18 protein-coding genes are annotated in these 16,631 nt (G+C 62.2%); 14 read left to right on the forward strand and 4 right to left on the reverse strand.

Annotated elements, in window-relative coordinates; translation table 11 throughout:
- Positions 1-314 precede the first annotated feature (314 nt).
- Positions 315-1,097: an SDR family NAD(P)-dependent oxidoreductase gene (locus tag Q1W70_RS18880; protein WP_185819015.1), complete on the reverse strand. Its 783-nt coding sequence runs from the start codon at positions 1,095-1,097 to the stop codon at positions 315-317.
- 88 nt (positions 1,098-1,185) lie between these two features.
- Positions 1,186-2,256 carry a sigma-54-dependent Fis family transcriptional regulator gene (locus Q1W70_RS18885; RefSeq protein ID WP_166593134.1) on the reverse strand — a complete coding sequence of 357 codons (1,071 nt, stop codon included), beginning with the start codon at positions 2,254-2,256 and terminating at the stop codon, positions 1,186-1,188.
- A 152-nt stretch (positions 2,257-2,408) separates the two neighbouring features.
- Here Q1W70_RS18885 and Q1W70_RS18890 point away from each other — a divergent pair, with 152 nt between their 5' ends.
- The 11 genes from Q1W70_RS18890 (at position 2,409) to Q1W70_RS18940 (ending at position 14,122) form a co-directional block, all read left to right on the forward strand.
- On the forward strand, positions 2,409-3,317 hold the full coding sequence (locus Q1W70_RS18890; protein WP_166593135.1) for a LysR family transcriptional regulator: 909 nt from the start codon (positions 2,409-2,411) through the stop codon (positions 3,315-3,317).
- A 208-nt stretch (positions 3,318-3,525) separates the two neighbouring features.
- Positions 3,526-4,695, forward strand: a complete 1,170-nt coding sequence (locus tag Q1W70_RS18895) for an acetyl-CoA acetyltransferase (protein WP_166593136.1) — start codon at positions 3,526-3,528, stop codon at positions 4,693-4,695.
- Positions 4,692-6,269, forward strand: a complete 1,578-nt coding sequence (locus tag Q1W70_RS18900) for an acyl-CoA synthetase (RefSeq protein ID WP_302097747.1) — start codon at positions 4,692-4,694, stop codon at positions 6,267-6,269. Before Q1W70_RS18895 ends, Q1W70_RS18900 begins: the two co-directional genes overlap by 4 nt.
- Complete coding sequence (locus Q1W70_RS18905) at positions 6,269-6,820, forward strand: PPC domain-containing DNA-binding protein (protein WP_166593138.1); 552 nt, start codon at positions 6,269-6,271, stop codon at positions 6,818-6,820. Before Q1W70_RS18900 ends, Q1W70_RS18905 begins: the two co-directional genes overlap by 1 nt.
- Positions 6,817-7,212, forward strand: coding sequence for a PPC domain-containing DNA-binding protein (locus tag Q1W70_RS18910; protein WP_166593139.1), 396 nt, complete (start codon positions 6,817-6,819; stop codon positions 7,210-7,212). Before Q1W70_RS18905 ends, Q1W70_RS18910 begins: the two co-directional genes overlap by 4 nt.
- Before the next feature lie 108 nt (positions 7,213-7,320).
- The gene (locus Q1W70_RS18915; protein WP_166593140.1) at positions 7,321-8,649 is read left to right on the forward strand and encodes an OprD family porin; all 1,329 of its coding nucleotides are present in this window, start codon (positions 7,321-7,323) and stop codon (positions 8,647-8,649) included.
- Positions 8,650-9,750: 1,101 nt separating this feature from the next.
- A complete protein-coding gene (locus Q1W70_RS18920; RefSeq protein ID WP_166590052.1) occupies positions 9,751-10,782 on the forward strand; it encodes a TRAP transporter substrate-binding protein in 1,032 nt (343 codons plus the stop codon).
- Positions 10,783-10,862: 80 nt separating this feature from the next.
- A complete protein-coding gene (locus Q1W70_RS18925; RefSeq protein WP_302097748.1) occupies positions 10,863-11,762 on the forward strand; it encodes a TRAP transporter small permease in 900 nt (299 codons plus the stop codon).
- Entirely contained in the window at positions 11,653-12,663 is a 1,011-nt protein-coding gene (locus Q1W70_RS18930; RefSeq protein ID WP_302098902.1) for a TRAP transporter large permease, read from the forward strand. The genes Q1W70_RS18925 and Q1W70_RS18930 overlap by 110 nt, the downstream gene beginning before the upstream one ends.
- A gap of 13 nt (positions 12,664-12,676) precedes the next feature.
- Positions 12,677-13,471 carry an SDR family NAD(P)-dependent oxidoreductase gene (locus tag Q1W70_RS18935; RefSeq protein WP_302097749.1) on the forward strand — a complete coding sequence of 265 codons (795 nt, stop codon included), beginning with the start codon at positions 12,677-12,679 and terminating at the stop codon, positions 13,469-13,471.
- Between the two features lie 315 nt (positions 13,472-13,786).
- A complete protein-coding gene (locus Q1W70_RS18940) occupies positions 13,787-14,122 on the forward strand; it encodes a hypothetical protein (protein WP_166590055.1) in 336 nt (111 codons plus the stop codon).
- 1 nt (position 14,123) lies between these two features.
- Here the strand turns inward: Q1W70_RS18940 and Q1W70_RS18945 are convergent, their stop codons facing one another.
- The gene (locus Q1W70_RS18945; RefSeq protein ID WP_095165532.1) at positions 14,124-14,318 is read right to left on the reverse strand and encodes a hypothetical protein; all 195 of its coding nucleotides are present in this window, start codon (positions 14,316-14,318) and stop codon (positions 14,124-14,126) included.
- A 111-nt stretch (positions 14,319-14,429) separates the two neighbouring features.
- Here Q1W70_RS18945 and Q1W70_RS18950 point away from each other — a divergent pair, with 111 nt between their 5' ends.
- Positions 14,430-14,750: a YbjQ family protein gene (locus Q1W70_RS18950; protein WP_166590056.1), complete on the forward strand. Its 321-nt coding sequence runs from the start codon at positions 14,430-14,432 to the stop codon at positions 14,748-14,750.
- Positions 14,751-14,892: 142 nt separating this feature from the next.
- A complete protein-coding gene (locus tag Q1W70_RS18955) occupies positions 14,893-15,084 on the forward strand; it encodes a hypothetical protein (protein WP_166590057.1) in 192 nt (63 codons plus the stop codon).
- Between the two features lie 216 nt (positions 15,085-15,300).
- Here Q1W70_RS18955 and Q1W70_RS18960 read toward each other — a convergent pair whose 3' ends face one another.
- Positions 15,301-16,452 carry an ISL3 family transposase gene (locus Q1W70_RS18960; RefSeq protein WP_302098903.1) on the reverse strand — a complete coding sequence of 384 codons (1,152 nt, stop codon included), beginning with the start codon at positions 16,450-16,452 and terminating at the stop codon, positions 15,301-15,303.
- Between Q1W70_RS18960 and Q1W70_RS18965 the strand changes: the two genes are divergently transcribed.
- Positions 16,375-16,596, forward strand: a complete 222-nt coding sequence (locus Q1W70_RS18965) for a hypothetical protein (protein ID WP_256669976.1) — start codon at positions 16,375-16,377, stop codon at positions 16,594-16,596. The two genes, Q1W70_RS18960 and Q1W70_RS18965, sit on opposite strands and share 78 nt — an antisense overlap.
- Positions 16,597-16,631 lie beyond the last annotated feature (35 nt).

The following is a 16,631-nucleotide window of genomic DNA, read 5'->3' on the forward strand; positions in this document are numbered from 1 at the left end:
TCTTTTTTTTGGCCTCCCCTAGATCTTGGAATTCAGGCTCCTATACGTGTGATGTGCACGCGTACTGAGATGTGCGAGAGGTCCGTGGGAATGGCATGGGAACGTTTTCCCGGAGCTGGCATCGCTGGAGCCCTTATAAACCGGTACCTCTGCCGAGCGATCGAGGGCGCGGGCGCTTTCGAATCTCTCCTTCACCGCCACATTCTGCAAACACAGACCCCCGATTTTCCTAGAGAAAGTCGGGGGTTTGTGGTTTCTGGCGTATGGAAAAAGGCGATCGCGCAGCACCAATGGCAGTGCGAGCAGGCCTTCTCCTAATCCCGCATATACCCCCCATCCACATCCATAATTTCCCCAGTGACAAAACCCGCCGCATCCGATGCCAGGAAGCACACGGCAGCGGCGATGTCGCGGGGGGTTCCGGCGCGTCCCAGTGGCATGTCTGCCAGCACTTTGGCCCGTGCTTCGGTGCTCAGGGTGCTGGTCATGTCGGTTTCGGTCAGGGCGGGGGAGACGGCGTTGGCGGTGATGTTGAAGGGGCCGGCCTCGCGGGCCAGGCCCTTGGTCAGGGCGATCACGCCGCCTTTGGCGGCGGCATAACAACTGTTGCCCAGCAGGCCGCCGCCGCGTTTGCCGGCGACGGAGGCGATGTTGATGATCCGTCCAGAGCGTCGGGCCATCATGCCGGGCAGTACGGCTTTGGCGCAGTAGAAAACGCTGTTGAGGTCAATGGCCATGACGCGCTTCCATTCCGCGGCGCTCACTTCAAGCAGGGGCAAGGTCGAGACGATGCCGGCGTTGTTGACCAGGATATCGATGCTGCCCAACGCCAGGCCCACCTGGCTGACCATGGCCTGCACTTGTTGCTCGTCGGCAACGTCCACGCCCAGGCCGATGGCATCGATGCCCAACTCACCCAGCTGGGCGGCGGCCCGTTCTGCGGCGTCGTGGTCGAGGTCGCAGATGGCGACCCGGGCGCCGCATTGGCCCAAGGCCACGGCGATGGCATAGCCGATGCCGCGCGCGGCGCCGGTCACCAGTGCGTTACGGCCCTTGAGAGAAAAACTGATCGGCGCAAAATTGGCTGAGGCATTCATTGTTGTTATTCCTTGATCTGGGCGCAGGTCGGCCTTCCCGAGTCACGGGAAGTGGCCGGCTTTTCGATGAACAGCAGGGGGTAAACCGTCAGGAAGGGGCGAAGCTGCCCAGCGCCAACTGGTTCTTCAGCGGCGCGATGTCCAGCCGCCGCAGGACGCGATACAGCGAAGGCCGGCAGATGCCCAGCGCGCGGGCTGCCGCGGTCATGTTCCAGCGGCAGTCGATGAGCACGCCGAGTACGTCCTCGCGCTCACCCACGGGAGCGGCGGTGGGCCTGCTCGGGCGAATCGGCGTGACGTTCTGCACCTGGCTGCGGGCCGGCAACCCAGGCTGACCGCCGGCTTGGGCGAGGAAATCGCCGGGCAGGTCGCACCGCTGGATGCGCGCGCCTTCCTTTACCGCGCAGGCGTAGCGGATAACCGCCCGCATCTGCCGCAGGTTGCCGGGCCACGCATGGCCGAGCAGCAGGGGCCAGACATCGGCACTGATCACCTGGCGTGGGTCGCACCCGGGCAATTCGTGGGCGACCATGCTGCACACCAGTTCGGCCCGGTCAGTGCGTTCACGCAGGGGCGGCAATTGCACCACGCCGGTGGCAATGCGATAGAACAGGTCTTCGCGAAAGCGGCCGTTTTCCACCAGGTGGGTCAGGGATTGGTGGGTGGCGCAGATCAAGGCGAAGTTCACCGGCACGCTGCGTTCGGCCCCCAGTGGGGTGATCTCGCGTTCAGCGATGACCCGCAGCAGGCGGGTTTGCTGCTCGAAGGGCATGTCGCCGATTTCATCGAGAAACAGGGTGCCGCCGTCGGCCTGGGCCACTTTGCCTTTCTTGCCACCGGGCAGGGCGCCGGAAAACGCACCGCGGGCATAGCCGAACAGTTCGCTTTCAATCAGGGTTTCGGGGATGGACGCGCAGTTGAGGGCGACCAGTTGCGCGGCGTGGCGCTGGCTGTGCTCGTGCAGCGCACGGGCCAGGACCTCTTTGCCAGTCCCGGTCTCACCCTGGATCAGCACCGCGATGCCGCGCTCCATGAGCCGCAGTGCACGGCGAAAAGCCTGGCGGACGTAGGGGTCAGAGTCGTGGGCAATATCGCATTCAGGGTAGGCGGAGGTTGTGTGGGCTCGGGTAAACGAAGGGTTTTCGTGTACAGAAGGCATCAGCGTCACCTTTTATTATTGTATAGCTCGTGACTATGTCGACTGACCGCACTTGTGATGCAGCCGTCGATATGGCGTTGAATGACAATAACGAGGCACACTTATATTTTCCAATCCATAATAAATCATCTATTGATACCTTTGAGAGCATCATGATCGAGCTCCGCCATCTGCAATATTTCCGCACCTTGGCAGAAACGCTGCATTTCGGCCGTGCCGCTGAACGCCTGCATATCTCGCAGCCGCCGCTCTCGCGGCAGATCGCCCTATTGGAAGATGAACTGGGGGTCAGGCTGTTTGATCGGTCCCGGCGCCGGGTGGAGCTCACCGAAGCCGGCCAGCGTTTTTACCTGGACACCGGCACGGTGTTTGCCGCGTTCGAGCAGGCCAAGCGCAATGCCTTGGCCGCCGCGCGGGGGGCGGCGGGCGAGCTGTCGGTGGGGTTCATGATGTCGACGGCCTACAGCGTTACGCCGGCGATTACCCGGCGCTACGCTGCGCAGTTTCCCCAGGTCAGCCTGAAGCTGACCGAGACCTTGCCCCTGGACCTGGCCCAGGACATCAGCAGCGGCAACAAGGACGTGGCGATCATGTACCGTCCGCAGGATTGCTCCGGCCTGGAAACCGTGACCCTGTTTCGCGAAGAAATGACCGTGGTCCTGCCACCCGGCCATCGGCTCCTTGAACAGGCGCTGATCGACCCCCGGGAGCTGGCCGGAGAAACCTTCATCATCGTGCCCCGACGGATCGCTCCCGCCTTGCACGACATGATCTTCAACTACTGCCTGCAGCACGGTGTCACCCCGAACATCGGGCTGGAAATCAACATGCAGCAAACCATCGTCAACCTGGTGGGCGAAGGCTTGGGGATTGCGATCGTGCCGCGCTCGATGTGCAACATGCGCCTGGCCACCACCACCTTCAAACCGTTGCGCGATGCCCCGGTCATCGAGGTGGTGGCGGTGTGGAAGGCCGACAACCACAACCCCTGCATCGCCACCTTCATCGACAGCGCACAGCACGCGTGCCTGCAAGTGACGCGCGAGGCTGAAGCGGGATGACGGGCGGGCCAATCCGCTTGCCCAGACGATACAACTGACGCGACACCTGTCTCCCGGAGTGTCTCCCGCCCAGCCCCGGGCGACAGCTGCCTGGGCCTGACCTCTATCGCGCAAAGCCCCGTTCCATAAGGCCTGCGCTGACCTTTTCAGCCCTTGGCACCGCTCTTGCTATCGCCCTTGCAAACACCATTCATGCAAGGAACCCCTTATGCGATTGCCCGTTATCACAGGCTGGTATCACTCCCCATTCGGTAAGTTCGACCACCTCGATCCCGAGCTGATGATGGCCGAGGCCGCCGTTGGCGCTTTGGCGCATGCCGACATCGCGCCGCAGCAGATCGACTCCATCCACATTGGCCATTTCAATGCTGGCTTTGTGTATCAGGACTTTCCCTCGTCCCTGTTGGCCAACCACATCGAGGCACTGCGCTTCACGCCTTCGGTTCGCCTGGAAAATGCCTGTGCCACCGGCTCCGCTGCGATCCATTCGGCGCTGCAAGCCGTCCTCAGTGGCCAAAGCCAGCACGCACTGGTGGTGGGTTTCGAGAAGATGAATACCCTGCCCACCGCCGAGGTGGGCAAGATCCTGCTCAAGTGCTGCTACGCCAAGGAAGAAGCCGACATCGAGGGCGGTTTTGCCGGGGTGTTCGGCAACATTGCACAAAGCTACTTCGACCGTTACGGCGACCAGTCCGATGCGCTGGCGATGATCGCGGCCAAGAACCACGCCAACGGCGTGTTGAACCCGTACGCCCACATGCGTCGGGATTTCGGTTATGAGTTCTGCCGTCAGCCATCGGCCAAAAACCCGTTCGTGGCCGGGCCACTGAAACGCACCGACTGCTCGCTGATCACCGATGGCGCAGCCGCGTTGGTGATCAGCCGCGAGGATCTGCTAGGCGAGCGCCGCCACGCCGTGCGCTTCCGGGCCGCGGTGCAGGTCAACGACTACATGCCGCTGTCCAGGCGCGACCCCACCTACTTCGAAGGCGCCGCCCGCGCCTGGCAACAGGCCCTGCAGCGGGCCGAGCTGAGCCTGGCCGACCTGTCCCTGGTCGAGACCCACGACTGCTTCACCATCGCCGAATTGCTGGAGTACGAAGCCATGGGCCTGGCCGAGCGGGGGCAAGGGGCGCGGGTCATCGCCGAAGGCATCAGCCGCAAGGACGGGCGCCTGCCGATCAACCCCTCCGGCGGTCTCAAATCCAAGGGCCATCCCATCGGCGCCACCGGCGTGTCGATGCACGTGATGGCCGCCATGCAGCTCTGCGGCCAGGCCGGCGACATGCAGTTGCCCAAGGCCGATCGCGCCGGGGTCTTCAACATGGGCGGTGCGGCAGTGACCAACTACGTGAGCATTCTGGAGCGCGCGCAATGATGGGCATCGACAACGTCATGAACCTGGGGGAAATGCTCAACCAGGTCGCCCGTCGCTACCCGGATGCGCCGGGCTTCATTCGCAACGGTCGTGAGCACTCCTGGAAAGACATCTCCCGGCGGGTCGACAGCGTCGCTGCCGCCTTGCGCGCGCGCGGCCTGGGTAAAGGCGACAAGCTGCTGGTGCATTCACGCAACAATCTGCCGCTGTTCGAAAGTGCCTGGGTCGCGTTCCGCCTGGGCGTCGTGTGGGTGCCGACCAACGTGCGGATCACCCCGGCGGAAGCGGCCTACCTGGGCAGTTCCAGTGGCGCGGTTGCGATGCTGTATGACGAAGGCCTGGAGCATTATGTCGACGCCGTGCGTGCGGCATCGCCGAGCCTGCAACAGGTCATCGCCATCGGTCAGCCCCGCGCCGGCGAACTGGGCTACGAGCAATTGCTGGAGGAGGGCAGCGCGCTGCAGGCCAGCTTCCGTCCGGCCGAAGTGACGTACCACGACCCGCTGTGGTTTTTCTACACCTCGGGTACCACGGGTCATCCCAAGGCCGGGGTGCTGACCCACGGCCAGATGGCGTTTGTCATCACCAACCATATCGCCGACCTGATGCCGGGCCTGAATCAGCATTCGCGTTCGCTGGTCCTGGCTCCGCTGTCCCACGGTGCCGGCATCCATGCGTTGGTCAACGTCGCCCGGGGCGCTGCCTGCATCCTGCCGGCCAGTGACAAACTGGACTGCGACGAGGCCTGGCGCCTGGTGCAGGAATACCGCGTGGACAACCTGTTCACCGTGCCGACCATCGTCAAGATGCTCACCGAAAGCGAGGCCGTCGACCGCTATGACCACAGCAGCCTGCGCCACCTGATCTACGCGGGCGCGCCGATGTATCGCGCCGACCAGCGCCATGCCCTGGGCAAGCTGGGCAAGGTCCTGGTGCAGTACTACGGCCTGGGTGAAGTGACGGGCAACATCACCGTGCTGCCCGCCGATTGCCACGACAGCGAAGACTCACCCACTGCCAAGGTCGGTAGCTGCGGTTACCCGCGCACCGGCATGCAGGTGGCGATTCTCGATGACGCCGGCAACGAACTGGACACCGGTATCGACGGTGAAATCTGCGTGCGCGGACCGGCGGTGTTCAGCGGCTACTACAACAATCCCCAGGCCAACGAAGCCTGTTTCAAGTTCGGCTGGTTCCACACCGGCGACCTCGGTCATGTGGATGAACACGGCTATCTGTTCATCACCGGGCGGGCTTCGGATATGTACATTTCCGGCGGCTCCAACGTGTACCCGCGGGAGATCGAAGAGGCCCTGCTCAGCCATCCGGCCGTCACCGAAGCCGCTGTACTGGGCATGCCCGACATCAAGTGGGGCGAGTCCGGCTATGCCGTGATCGTCACCACCGGCGAGGTCAGCGATGAACAACTGCTGGCCCATCTGGAGCCGCGCATCGCCCGCTACAAATGGCCCAAGCGTTTTGTGCGCTGGGACGAAATGCCCAAGTCGGGCTACGGCAAGATCGTCAAGAAACAGATCCGCGCGTTGCTCCAAGAACGCCAGGAGGTGGCCTGATGACGCCGCATTTTGCTGAGCGTGCCGGGGTGCGCACCTTCATTCACGAGGGACCGTCCCTGGCACCGCGACTGCTGGACCTGGAGGTGCCGCGCTGCGAAGAGCTGCGCATCGTCCTGCCCCTGGCGAGCAACGTCGCGGCAGGGCTACTCAAGGCGCTCGAAGGTCGACGCTATGGCAGCGCCGTGGGCCGCATCCTGTGTGGCGGCGCCGCGCACCTGAGCTATCACCGGATGATTGTCACCAACCAGCCCGAACGTCCGTATGACTACGGCCAGCCGGTGGTCCTGGACGGCTACATCACCTTTATCAGCGGCGCCATCACCGTGGGCCGCGATGCCCGGGGCGCGCCGTTGTTGCATTGCCATGCCGGGTTTCTGGACCGCAATGGCGAGCAGCACGGCGGGCATCTGGTGCTCGACAAACTGATTGTCGGCAGCGAGCCGCTGACGATTCGCCTGTGCCTGTTCGACCAGGTGGCCTACCAGGTGCAGCCTGACGCGGAAACCCATTTCAACCTGCTGCATCCCGTCCTCAAGGAGCTGTCATGAGCGTTGCCGTAACCGAAGATTCCCTGGTCCAGGACGGCCGCCTGGGCCGCCTGGTGATCGCCCGCCTCAAACCCAACGAAGACCTCATCGACAGCGCCGAGGCCCTGTGCAAAGAGCACGGTATTGATTTAGCGGTGGTTCGCGGTGGCTTGGGCAGCCTGATTGACGGGCAACTGAGCTACCTGGGGCGCGAAGGCTTGATCCAGATCCATGTGCCTGGCCCGGGGGTGGAAATCCTCAGCGTCAGCGGCGAAATCCTCAGCGGGGCAAGTCGCCTGCAGGCGGTGGTGGCCGATGCCGACGGCAAGCTGTTCGCCGGCCGCCTGGAACGCGGCAAAAACCTCACCTTCATCACGGTCGAGCTGACGCTGCAAGAGTGGCTGCCCGACTGACACGTTCACCCGCCATCGCCATAACAAGAACGTCGAAGCCAGGTGCAACGGGCCCTTTGATGCCCCGCGCCCCCGGATTGTCGACCGCATCCATTAGGAGAAACAACAATGACAATAAATCCTTTCGTTCGCCTGTCTTTGCTCGCCACCAGCGGGGTGCTCCTGACACCCCTGGCCCACGCTGACTTCATCAAGGACGGCAAGGCCACCCTGGGTTTTCGCAACTACTACTTCAACAACGACTACCGCGATCGCGCCGGTCCCGCCGGGCAAAGCAAGACCGCCGAATGGGCGCAGGGCTTCTTTCTCGATTACAAGTCCGGCTTCACCGATGGCACTGTCGGCTTTGGCGTCGACGCTCTGGGTCTGCAGGGGGTACGCCTGGACGGCGGCAAAGGCAATCACCGTGGCAGCTCGATGATTCCGGATGAGAGCGATGGCAGCGCCGTGGACGATTGGAGCCGACTGGGCCTGACCGGCAAGGTGCGTTTCTCCCAGACCGAGGCCCGCTACGGGACCCTGCAACCGAAGTTGCCGATCCTGGTGGCCAACGATGGTCGGGTGCTGCCGCAAACCTTCGAAGGCGGCATGATCACCTCCAAGGAAGTGGACAACCTGACCCTGCTCGGTGGTCGCCTGGAACATGCGACCGGCCGTGGTTCGACCAACAGTTCGGGGCTCGCGGTGGCCGGTGGCACCCAGCAAAGCAATGAGTTCCTGTTTGCCGGCGCCGACTACAAACTGAGCAAACAACTGACCCTGCAGTACTACGCGGCCCAGTTGGAAGACTACTACGTGCAGCATTTCGGCGGCCTGGTGCATGTGCTGCCGTTGGGCGAAGGCCAGTCGTTGACCACCGACCTGCGTTACTTCAAGACCGACGCCGATGGCCGCAACGACTCCGCCTCGGGTCGGGCCGCCGGCTACCGGGTCAGTGGCCTGGGAGACACCCCCGGCAAAATCGACAACGACACCTGGAGCGCGATGTTCACCTACGCCCTGGGTGGCAACTCCTTCCTGCTCGGTTACCAGAACGTCTCTGACAGCGGCAATTTTGTCCAGGCCAACCAGGGCAATACCAACGAAGGTGCGGCCGGCAGCAGTATCTACCTGTTCACTGACCGTCTGATCACCAGCTTCACCCGGGCCGGCGAGCGCACGGCGTTCGGCCAATACGGCTACAACTTCGCCTCCTTGGGCGTGCCAGGGCTGGTGGCGTCGGTCACCTACCTCAAGGGCACCCATATCCGTATGGCGAGCGGGTCCGACGAGAAAGAGTGGGAGCGCGACCTGGCGCTGGATTACGTGGTGCAGAGCGGTACCTTCAAGGGCGTCGGGTTCAGCTGGCGTAACGGCACGATGCGCAGCGGCGTGCCCAGCGAGTATTCCCAGGACCAGAACCGCGTGTCGGTCAACTACACCCTGGCGTTGTTCTGATTCCGAGGGGGTCGCTTGAACAGGGCCCCTTTTCAGTTGGCGTCAGGGTTGGCGATCCTGCAGATCCATAGGTATCTACTCAATTGTGGTGCGATCAGGATATTGGATTAGACCGAGTGCATATCCATTTTTGCGGTAACGGCCACTTATGGTTCCGCTTTTACAGCGGCTCACTTTTGAGAGGCGCAAAAGTAAGCAAAACGCTCTTGCCCCACCACTCGGTGCCTCGCTTAGGCTCGGCATGCCCGTACTCCGACATGGATTTGGGGGGCCGCCGCAATGGGCCATCCCTGGCCCAGTGCGGCTAAACCGGCGTCCTGCCGGTTTACCCCCCAAATCAATATCGGACTCCGGCCAGCGTGGCTAACGGGGCGCCCAGGATCAAAAACAAAGCGAGGCGGCCTTAGAGCCGACCTGATCGCTAGGGCATGCGCGGTGCAGCTTGTACTTCCTAAGACGCTGACGAAGTCAGCCATCTTTTGATCTGGCTCTGGCTTTTGATCCTGGGCGCCCCGTTAACCACGCTGGCCGAACGCAGGCTTGAATCCGTGGGTAACCCGGCAGGACGCCGGGTTAGCCGCCCCGCGCCATGGATGGCGCGTGGCGGCGGCCCACGGATTCAAGCCGGAGTGAGGGAACACCGAGCCCAGGCGAGGTGCCGAGTGGTGGGGCAAGAGCCTTTTGCTTACTTTTGGGCTCCAAAAGTGAGCCGCTGTAAGAGCGGAACCATAGGTGGCCGTTACCGCAAGAATGGATATGTACTCGGCCTAATCCAACACCCCGGAAGGCCCACAGGTGCAACGTCGCACCACAGATACCTATGCAGCAGATGTGCAGGACAGGTGTCACTTGCCATGCCGGGTACAGCGACACTTGCCGGAGACACCTGTTACATCCACCGTCGCGCCAGATGCCCTGCAAGAAATAAATGCATTCCTGCAGGCGCTGTTTTTCCTTGTGAAAACAGCTGGTTGAGTAGCAGCCTGGGTTGCTGCCAGGAGGGCTGCGCCATTCGTGGCACCCCAATTGCTATAGCTTGCTTAGCCAGTCGCCGGCATAACGGCCATTGATCCATAAAAACAATAAAGTCAGGAGAACCAAATGAGCGACTTTTCGCGCCGCAACTTTCTCAAAACGGCCACCCTTGCTTCTGCCGCCGTTGCCGCCGCCGGGCTCGGTCTGTACAGCGGCAAGAGCCAGGCCGCCGAGTTCAAGCTGAAGTTTGCCAACAACATGCCCATCAGCCACTCCATGAATGTGCGGGCGCGGGAAATGGCCAAGGCGATTCGTGAAGAAACCAATGGCGCGGTGCAGATCCAGATCTTCCCCAGCAGCCAGCTTGGCAGTGACACCGATACCCTGGCCCAAGTGCGCTCGGGTGCCGTCGACATGTTTGCCCTGTCACCGGTGATCCTGGGCACGATGGTGCCTTCGGTGCAGATCAGCGCCGTCGGGTTCGCCTTCAAGGATTATGAGCAAGTGTGGAGTGCGATGGACGGCGACCTCGGCGCCCATGTGCGGGCCGAGATTGCCAAGACCGAGACCCTGTTTGCGTTCGACAAAATCTGGGACAACGGTTTTCGGGTGACCACCACCAGTACCCGTCCGATCGCCACGCCCGACGACCTCAAGGGCATGAAGCTGCGCGTGCCACCGAGCCCCATCATCATGTCGATCTTCCGCGCCTTCGAAGCCGCGCCGACCAGCATCAACTTTTCCGAAGTGTACTCGGCACTGCAGACCCGCATCGTCGAGGGCCAGGAAAACCCGCTGACCCTGGTGTCCTCGGCGAAACTCTACGAAGTGCAGAAATACTGCTCCCTGACCAACCATGTCTGGGATGGCTTCTGGATGCTGGGCAACAGCGCCTCCTTCAAGCGCTTGCCTGCGGACGTGCAGGCCGTGGTCAGCAAACACATCAATACCGCGGTGCTCGCCCAGCGCGATGACCTGGCCAAGTTGCAGGGCACCATCCGCGATACGCTCAAGCAGCAAGGCCTGGAGTTGGTGGCGGCGCCACCGGAACCCTTCCGCGAGCGCCTGCAAAGCGCCAATTATTATGGCGACTGGCACGATAAGTTCGGCGACGCCGCCTGGTCCATCCTCGAGAAATATGCCGGGAAACTGGCATGATGGTCGCGCCAGCAGCAGTGGCCCCCACGTCTACCATGCGCCTGCCGGCCCGGGCGCTTGTCTGTCTGAACACATGGACCATGCGGGCAGTCGGCTTGATCACCGTCGCGTTGATGGTGATCGAAACCGGCGTGCTGCTGGCGGGGGTGGTTTACCGCTACCTGCTGCACAGCCCGCTGATCTGGTCCGATGAGCTGGCGTCTTCGCTGTTTATCTGGATGGCCATGTTTGGTGCGGTGCTGGCGCTGGACCGCGGCGAACACATGCGCATGTCGGCGCTGGTGAACAAGCTGCCCCACGCCTGGCGCGGGTTCTGCGAGACGCTGTCGGCGCTGGTGGTGTGCCTGTTCGTGGTGATGATCATTGGCCCGGCCATGCAGCACTCCCATGAGCAGATGTCGATCACCACCCCGGCGCTGGGCATTCCCGATGGCCTGCGTGCCGCGGCCTTGCCGGTCGGTGCGGTGTTGATGCTGCTGGCCGCCGTGTCGCGCATGGCGCGGTTTTCCACGGTGCGCCAGTTCATGGCCGGGATTGCCGTGGTGGCGCTCGTGGCCTCGGTGCTGTGGATCAGCCAGCCGTTGCTGGTGGACCTGGGCAACTACAACCTGATTATCTTTTTCCTGGTGCTGCTGGGGGCCTGTGTCTTTGGCGGGATTCCCATCGCGTTCGCCTTCGGCACCGCGACCATGGCGTACCTGGCGCTGGCCACCCATGCTCCGTTGTCGATTGTGGTCGGCCGCATGGACGAAGGCATGTCGCACATGGTGCTGCTGGCGGTGCCGCTGTTCGTGATGCTCGGCGTGGTGCTGCAGACTGTCTGGCATGGCGCGCACGCTGATCGACTTCATGGCCTCGTTGCTCGGGCATGTGCGCGGCGGCCTGCAGTATGTCTTGCTGGGGGCGATGTTCCTGGTCTCGGGGATTTCCGGTTCCAAGGTTGCCGACATGGCGGCGGTTGCTCCGGCGCTGTTTCCTGAAATGAAAAAACGCGGTTCCGAGCCCGAAGAACTGGCGGCGCTGCTGGCGGCGACCGGGGCGATGACCGAGACCATTCCGCCAAGCCTGGTGTTGATCACCATCGGCGCGGTGTGCAGCGTCTCGATTACCGCGCTGTTCATCGGTGGGCTGATGCCGGCGGTGGTGGCCACGGTGGTGATCGCGCTGGTGTGCTGGTGGCGTTCACGCAAGGAAGCTATGCCCAATGTCCAGCGTGCGCCGCTGTCGGTAATCGCGCGCACGTTCTTGATCGCCGTGCCGGCGCTGGCCCTGCCGGTGCTGATCCGGGTGGCAGTGCTCGAAGGCGCGGCCACCGCGACCGAAGTCTCCACCATCGGAGTGGCTTACGTGGTGATGGTCGGGCTGGTGATGCACCTGTTCATGCGCCACATCGAGTTCAAGAAGGTCTACCCGATGATGCTCGAAGCGGCGGCATTGTCCGGCGCCATCCTGCTGATCATCGGCATGGCGTCGGCCATGGCCTGGGCGCTGACACAGTCGGGCTTCTCGGCCTCGCTGGTGGACCTGATCAGTGAAATTCCGGGCGGTGCCATCGGCTTCATGATCGTCACCATCGTCACTTTCGTGATCCTGGGCAGCGTGCTCGAAGGCATCCCGGCGATCGTGCTGTTCGGGCCACTGATGTTCCCGCTGGCCGAGATGCTGGCGATCCACCCGGTGCACTACGCCATGGTGGTGATCCTGGCCATGGGCATCGGCCTGTTTGCACCCCCTCTGGGGGTTGGTTTCTACGCCGCCTGCGCGATCAGCAAGGTGTCCTCCGATCTGGTCATCCGGCGTGTCTGGGGCTACCTCGCGGCCCTGATCCTGGCGTTGATTATCGTCGCCTGTTTCCCATGGATCTCCATCGGTTTCCTTTAAGAGAGCACTTGTCATGAGCCAAACAGCAAAACAATTTCTGCCAGGCGCCTCGCCACTGGGACGCGTGGCCCTGGTCACAGGCGCCGCCATGGGGATCGGTGCCGCCATCGCCGAACGCCTGGGGCACGACGGGCATACCGTGGTGGTGGCCGACATCAACCTGGCGGCGGCCGAAGAAATGGTCGCCGGGCTACATGCCCAGGGCATCGAGGCCATGGCACTGGTCATCGACGTCGGCGACGCCGAGTCCATCCGCGCGGCATTTGCCTTGCTGCAAGCGCGCTTCGGCCGCTGTGATGTGCTGGTCAACAACGCCGGCGTGGCCAAGACCCAGGCGTTTCTGGAGTGCGACCTCAGCGACTGGCAACGGGTGCTGAATATTAACCTGACCGGCTCGCTGCTCTGCGGCCAACAGGCGGCGCGGCTGATGCAGGCCAATGGCTGGGGGCGGATCATCAACGTCGCCTCCATCAGCGGTCTGCGCGCCAGCCTGGGTCGTACGGCCTATGGCACGTCCAAGGCCGCGCTCATCGGGCTGACCCGGCAGATGGCCGTCGAGCTCGCCGAATACGGGATTACCGTCAACGGCATTGCCCCAGGCCCGGTGGATACCCCGCTGACCCAGAGGCTGCACTCGGCCGCGACGCGCGACTCCTATGCCCGGGCAGTACCGATGCGCCGCTATGGCACCCCGGCGGAAATGGCGGGGGCGGTGGCCTTCCTGGCATCCGATGATTCGTCGTACATCAGCGGCCATGTGATTCCAGTGGACGGCGGTTTCATGGCCTCGGGCATTCTGGAGATCTGAAGGGGCGCGGTGGACAGGAGCGCGCGCCCGCGGCGCAGCCTGGTGGCGCAATCTGCCCAAGGTGCTGGCCAATGCCCTGGTCATGGCGCCGATCATTCGCCGCTTGATCGACAGCAATCCACGGGACATGACGGAGCAGGATGTAGCGGCCATCTATCGCGGGATTTTCTGAGGGGAGTATTGGCCTGCCGTAACCTGTGAATCCATTCGGCCCAGGCCATCCAACCCGGGTGGTGGTTCTGGCCTGATGCCGGGTGGGCTGGCTGAGCACTCAATGTGAAGCTACATTTTCCTCTTTGAGTGCAAGGAACAATCATGCGGATAGGGATGGCAGTGCTGGGGTGCGTGGTGTTGGCGGGGTGTTCGCTGCCCGCCTCGCTGGTGCCGGGGGAGCCGAACCTGAGCAAGGAGACCGCCAAGCCGCCCAAGGAGTACGCGGCTTGCGTGTTGCCCGCCTGGCAGCGCGAGGTGCCCAAGGCCACCCAGACCCAGATCTCCAACGGCTGGCGGATCAACGCGCCCAGCATCATTACCGCCGATGAAATCGTCGATATCGTCAAGTACAAGGACGGCAGCAAGGTTTCGCTGTATCAGGGGCCACCCTGGGCCAAGTCGGCAGCCTTGCGCAAGGCGGTACGCGATTGCCTGTAGCTTATGGGCTGGCTTGGGTTTCACAGACGAAGTAGTTGCTCTGGCGGTTTTTCGCGGTGAGGTCCTTGGTCAGTTGCCTGGCCGCCGCGACGCACTGTTGATAGGCATCGGGCTGCACCCAATGTTCAACGGCAATCACCTGGCAGTCGCTGCGCGAGGCGTCGGTGCACAGGTAAAGCAGTAGAAAGACCGTCATACACGCTCCCGCACGCTCGATGGCAGAATCTGTGCCGCCAGTACTCAGTATGTACGTCTCCATGACTTAGGCCAGTCTTGCGGCCGCCATTAGTCCATCAAGGAAGTTGTCATGATCACCACCACTACCCATTCCATCGAAGGCCGGCAGATTGCGGCGTACCTGGACATCGTCAGCGCGGAGTCCGTGCAGGGCATCAACGTCGTGCGGGACATGTTTGCCGGCATGCGCGATTTTTTCGGCGGGCGTTCCCAGACCCTGGAGAAAGCCCTGCGCGAAGCCCGTGCCCAGGCCACTGACGAGCTCAAGGAGCGGGCTCGCAGCCTGCAGGCGGATGCGGTGGTGGGGATCAACTTTGAAATCAGCATGCCTTCCGGCAAGGGCAGCATGCTGGTGGTCTTCGTGACCGGTACCGCGGTCAAGCTGAAGTAACCCGAGTTGGGCCATTCGTCGGCGGATGGCTTTTGGAATGGGTAGTCCGGGGATGACCGGCTAGTCTGGAATCTCTTGAAGGTCTGTGCTTTTCAGGCGAACGCTTGTTTGCCGGCGCCGACCTAGAGGGAGGGACGCAGGGATGAGCAATCCGTACATTGAAGATGATGGCGCTGAGTACCCGATCAACAACTGTGTGCACTGCGGGCAGACAGATTACGTCTCGGGGTTTGGCCAGGCACCGAGCAAACCGGGCCAGGCCCGCGTGTCCACGGTGAGCAGGACTTCCAGCAAACCGTTCATGCCCAAGGTTAGCGTGCCATTGCGCAAGTGATCGCCAACCCGACAGACCCCGCCGATGTGCGGGGTTTTTTGTGCCTGCGGTTCGGCGGGAGGAGGGGGGGCTGCAGGCTTGTCATATTTTGTTTCAATGTAACCGGAAGTGGTTGGGGTGTTTCACGTTTCTTTCACAAGCCCAAACGTAGGCTCAGCTCATCCGTTAAAAGCAAGTCTTGTCAGCCCGTTCCCCAGCGGGCTTTTTTTTGGTTCTTCACGGATTACCGGGAAAGACGCTCTTGATCTTCATGAAAAAGAACTCGCTATCCCGGTAACCGTACGCCATTCGCTTGATGACCTTTATTCGATTATTTATTCCTTCCAACTGACCGGTGTGCATCGGCCAGCGAACCCGGCTGACGATGTCCCGCCAGTAAGTCTTTAGCCGTTTGGCGAACTGGATCAGTGCCGGTATTTCGCTTTCATGCGCATGGCGCAGCCATTGCTTCCAGGCCGATCGCCAACCCCAAGCGGTGCTCGGCGTCCAAAGCGTTTTGAGTTCAGTCTTCATCAAATAGACCTTCATCAACGCGTGGTTGGCCGCCAGCAGATCCTCCAAGCGGACCTGTTGCTCCGGTGTTTTCAGGTTCTGCGGGTTGCGCAGGAGCAGCCAACGCGCCTGCTTGATGACCTGTCGGGCCGGCTTGTCATGACGCAGTCGATTGGCTTCGTCGACACGAACCCGATCAATCACCTCTCGGCCATACTTGGCCACCACATGGAAGAGGTCGTAGACCACTCGCGCGTTGGGACAGTGCTGACGAACCTCCAGGTCAAAAGCGGTGTTCATGTCCATTGCCACCGCTTCGATTCGGGCGCATCCCTCTGGCCCCAGCTCTTCGAAAAACGGCCTGACCGCCGCCCGGCTGCGGCCTTCGCCGATCCACAGCACTCGTCGTGTATCCGCATCCAGCACCACACTGGCGTAACGATGGCCCTTGAACAGGGCGAACTCGTCCATCACCAGACGCCGTGGTTGCGCCTTCGGCAGATCGCTCAATGCCGCTTGCAAGGCACGACGCTCCAGCAACCGAACGGTGTCCCAATGCAGCCCAAACATCTGCGCCACGTGCAGCGTGGGAAGGCGCTCACAGGCTTGAATGACCGCCTCTGCCAGACGCCGCGTCATGCGGGCATAGCGATCCAGCCAACTGACGGCCTCCATGCGTTTACCACAGTCGCGGCAACCAACGCGTCGGAGCAAAACGCTCAGGCGCACCGCACGACCGAGAATGGGCAAATCACGAATGACTCGCTCGCAATACTCATGCGTGGTTGAACAGGGTTTTTGGCACCCGCCACAGGAAGGGAATCGGGTGGCGTGGGGTGTCAGATCGATCTGGAGGGCGTCACCATCAGGCTTGATCGTGACGACAGAAAAGCCCTCCCAAAAAGGAAGGAAAGTATTAATATCGCGCATAAGAACGCCGGTTTGTTAGATGTGTTTGCTCGCACGAACATCATCAATCAAATCGGCGTTCTTGTTTCTGTGTTTCCCGGGATTCCGTGAAGAACCTTTTTTTTGCCCGCGATAAAACTCTTCGG

This window comes from Pseudomonas kielensis (assembly GCF_030505375.1).
GTDB lineage: Bacteria > Pseudomonadota > Gammaproteobacteria > Pseudomonadales > Pseudomonadaceae > Aquipseudomonas > Aquipseudomonas kielensis.

Bases quoted from the DNA above. Each gene is read 5' to 3' on its own strand.
- Q1W70_RS18905 (WP_166593138.1), top strand. From the start codon at position 6,269: ATGACGCCGCATTTTGCTGAGCGTGCCGGGGTGCGCACCTTCATTCAC.
- Q1W70_RS18885 (WP_166593134.1), bottom strand. From the start codon at position 2,256: ATGCCTTCTGTACACGAAAACCCTTCGTTTACCCGAGCCCACACAACC.
- Q1W70_RS18955 (WP_166590057.1), top strand. From the start codon at position 14,893: ATGAGCAATCCGTACATTGAAGATGATGGCGCTGAGTACCCGATCAAC.
- Q1W70_RS18950 (WP_166590056.1), top strand. From the start codon at position 14,430: ATGATCACCACCACTACCCATTCCATCGAAGGCCGGCAGATTGCGGCG.
- Q1W70_RS18890 (WP_166593135.1), top strand. From the start codon at position 2,409: ATGATCGAGCTCCGCCATCTGCAATATTTCCGCACCTTGGCAGAAACG.
- Q1W70_RS18925 (WP_302097748.1), top strand. From the start codon at position 10,863: ATGCGGGCAGTCGGCTTGATCACCGTCGCGTTGATGGTGATCGAAACC.
- Q1W70_RS18935 (WP_302097749.1), top strand. From the start codon at position 12,677: ATGAGCCAAACAGCAAAACAATTTCTGCCAGGCGCCTCGCCACTGGGA.
- Q1W70_RS18915 (WP_166593140.1), top strand. From the start codon at position 7,321: ATGACAATAAATCCTTTCGTTCGCCTGTCTTTGCTCGCCACCAGCGGG.
- Q1W70_RS18920 (WP_166590052.1), top strand. From the start codon at position 9,751: ATGAGCGACTTTTCGCGCCGCAACTTTCTCAAAACGGCCACCCTTGCT.
- Q1W70_RS18945 (WP_095165532.1), bottom strand. From the start codon at position 14,318: ATGACGGTCTTTCTACTGCTTTACCTGTGCACCGACGCCTCGCGCAGC.
- Q1W70_RS18910 (WP_166593139.1), top strand. From the start codon at position 6,817: ATGAGCGTTGCCGTAACCGAAGATTCCCTGGTCCAGGACGGCCGCCTG.
- Q1W70_RS18940 (WP_166590055.1), top strand. From the start codon at position 13,787: ATGCGGATAGGGATGGCAGTGCTGGGGTGCGTGGTGTTGGCGGGGTGT.
- Q1W70_RS18880 (WP_185819015.1), bottom strand. From the start codon at position 1,097: ATGAATGCCTCAGCCAATTTTGCGCCGATCAGTTTTTCTCTCAAGGGC.
- Q1W70_RS18900 (WP_302097747.1), top strand. From the start codon at position 4,692: ATGATGGGCATCGACAACGTCATGAACCTGGGGGAAATGCTCAACCAG.
- Q1W70_RS18895 (WP_166593136.1), top strand. From the start codon at position 3,526: ATGCGATTGCCCGTTATCACAGGCTGGTATCACTCCCCATTCGGTAAG.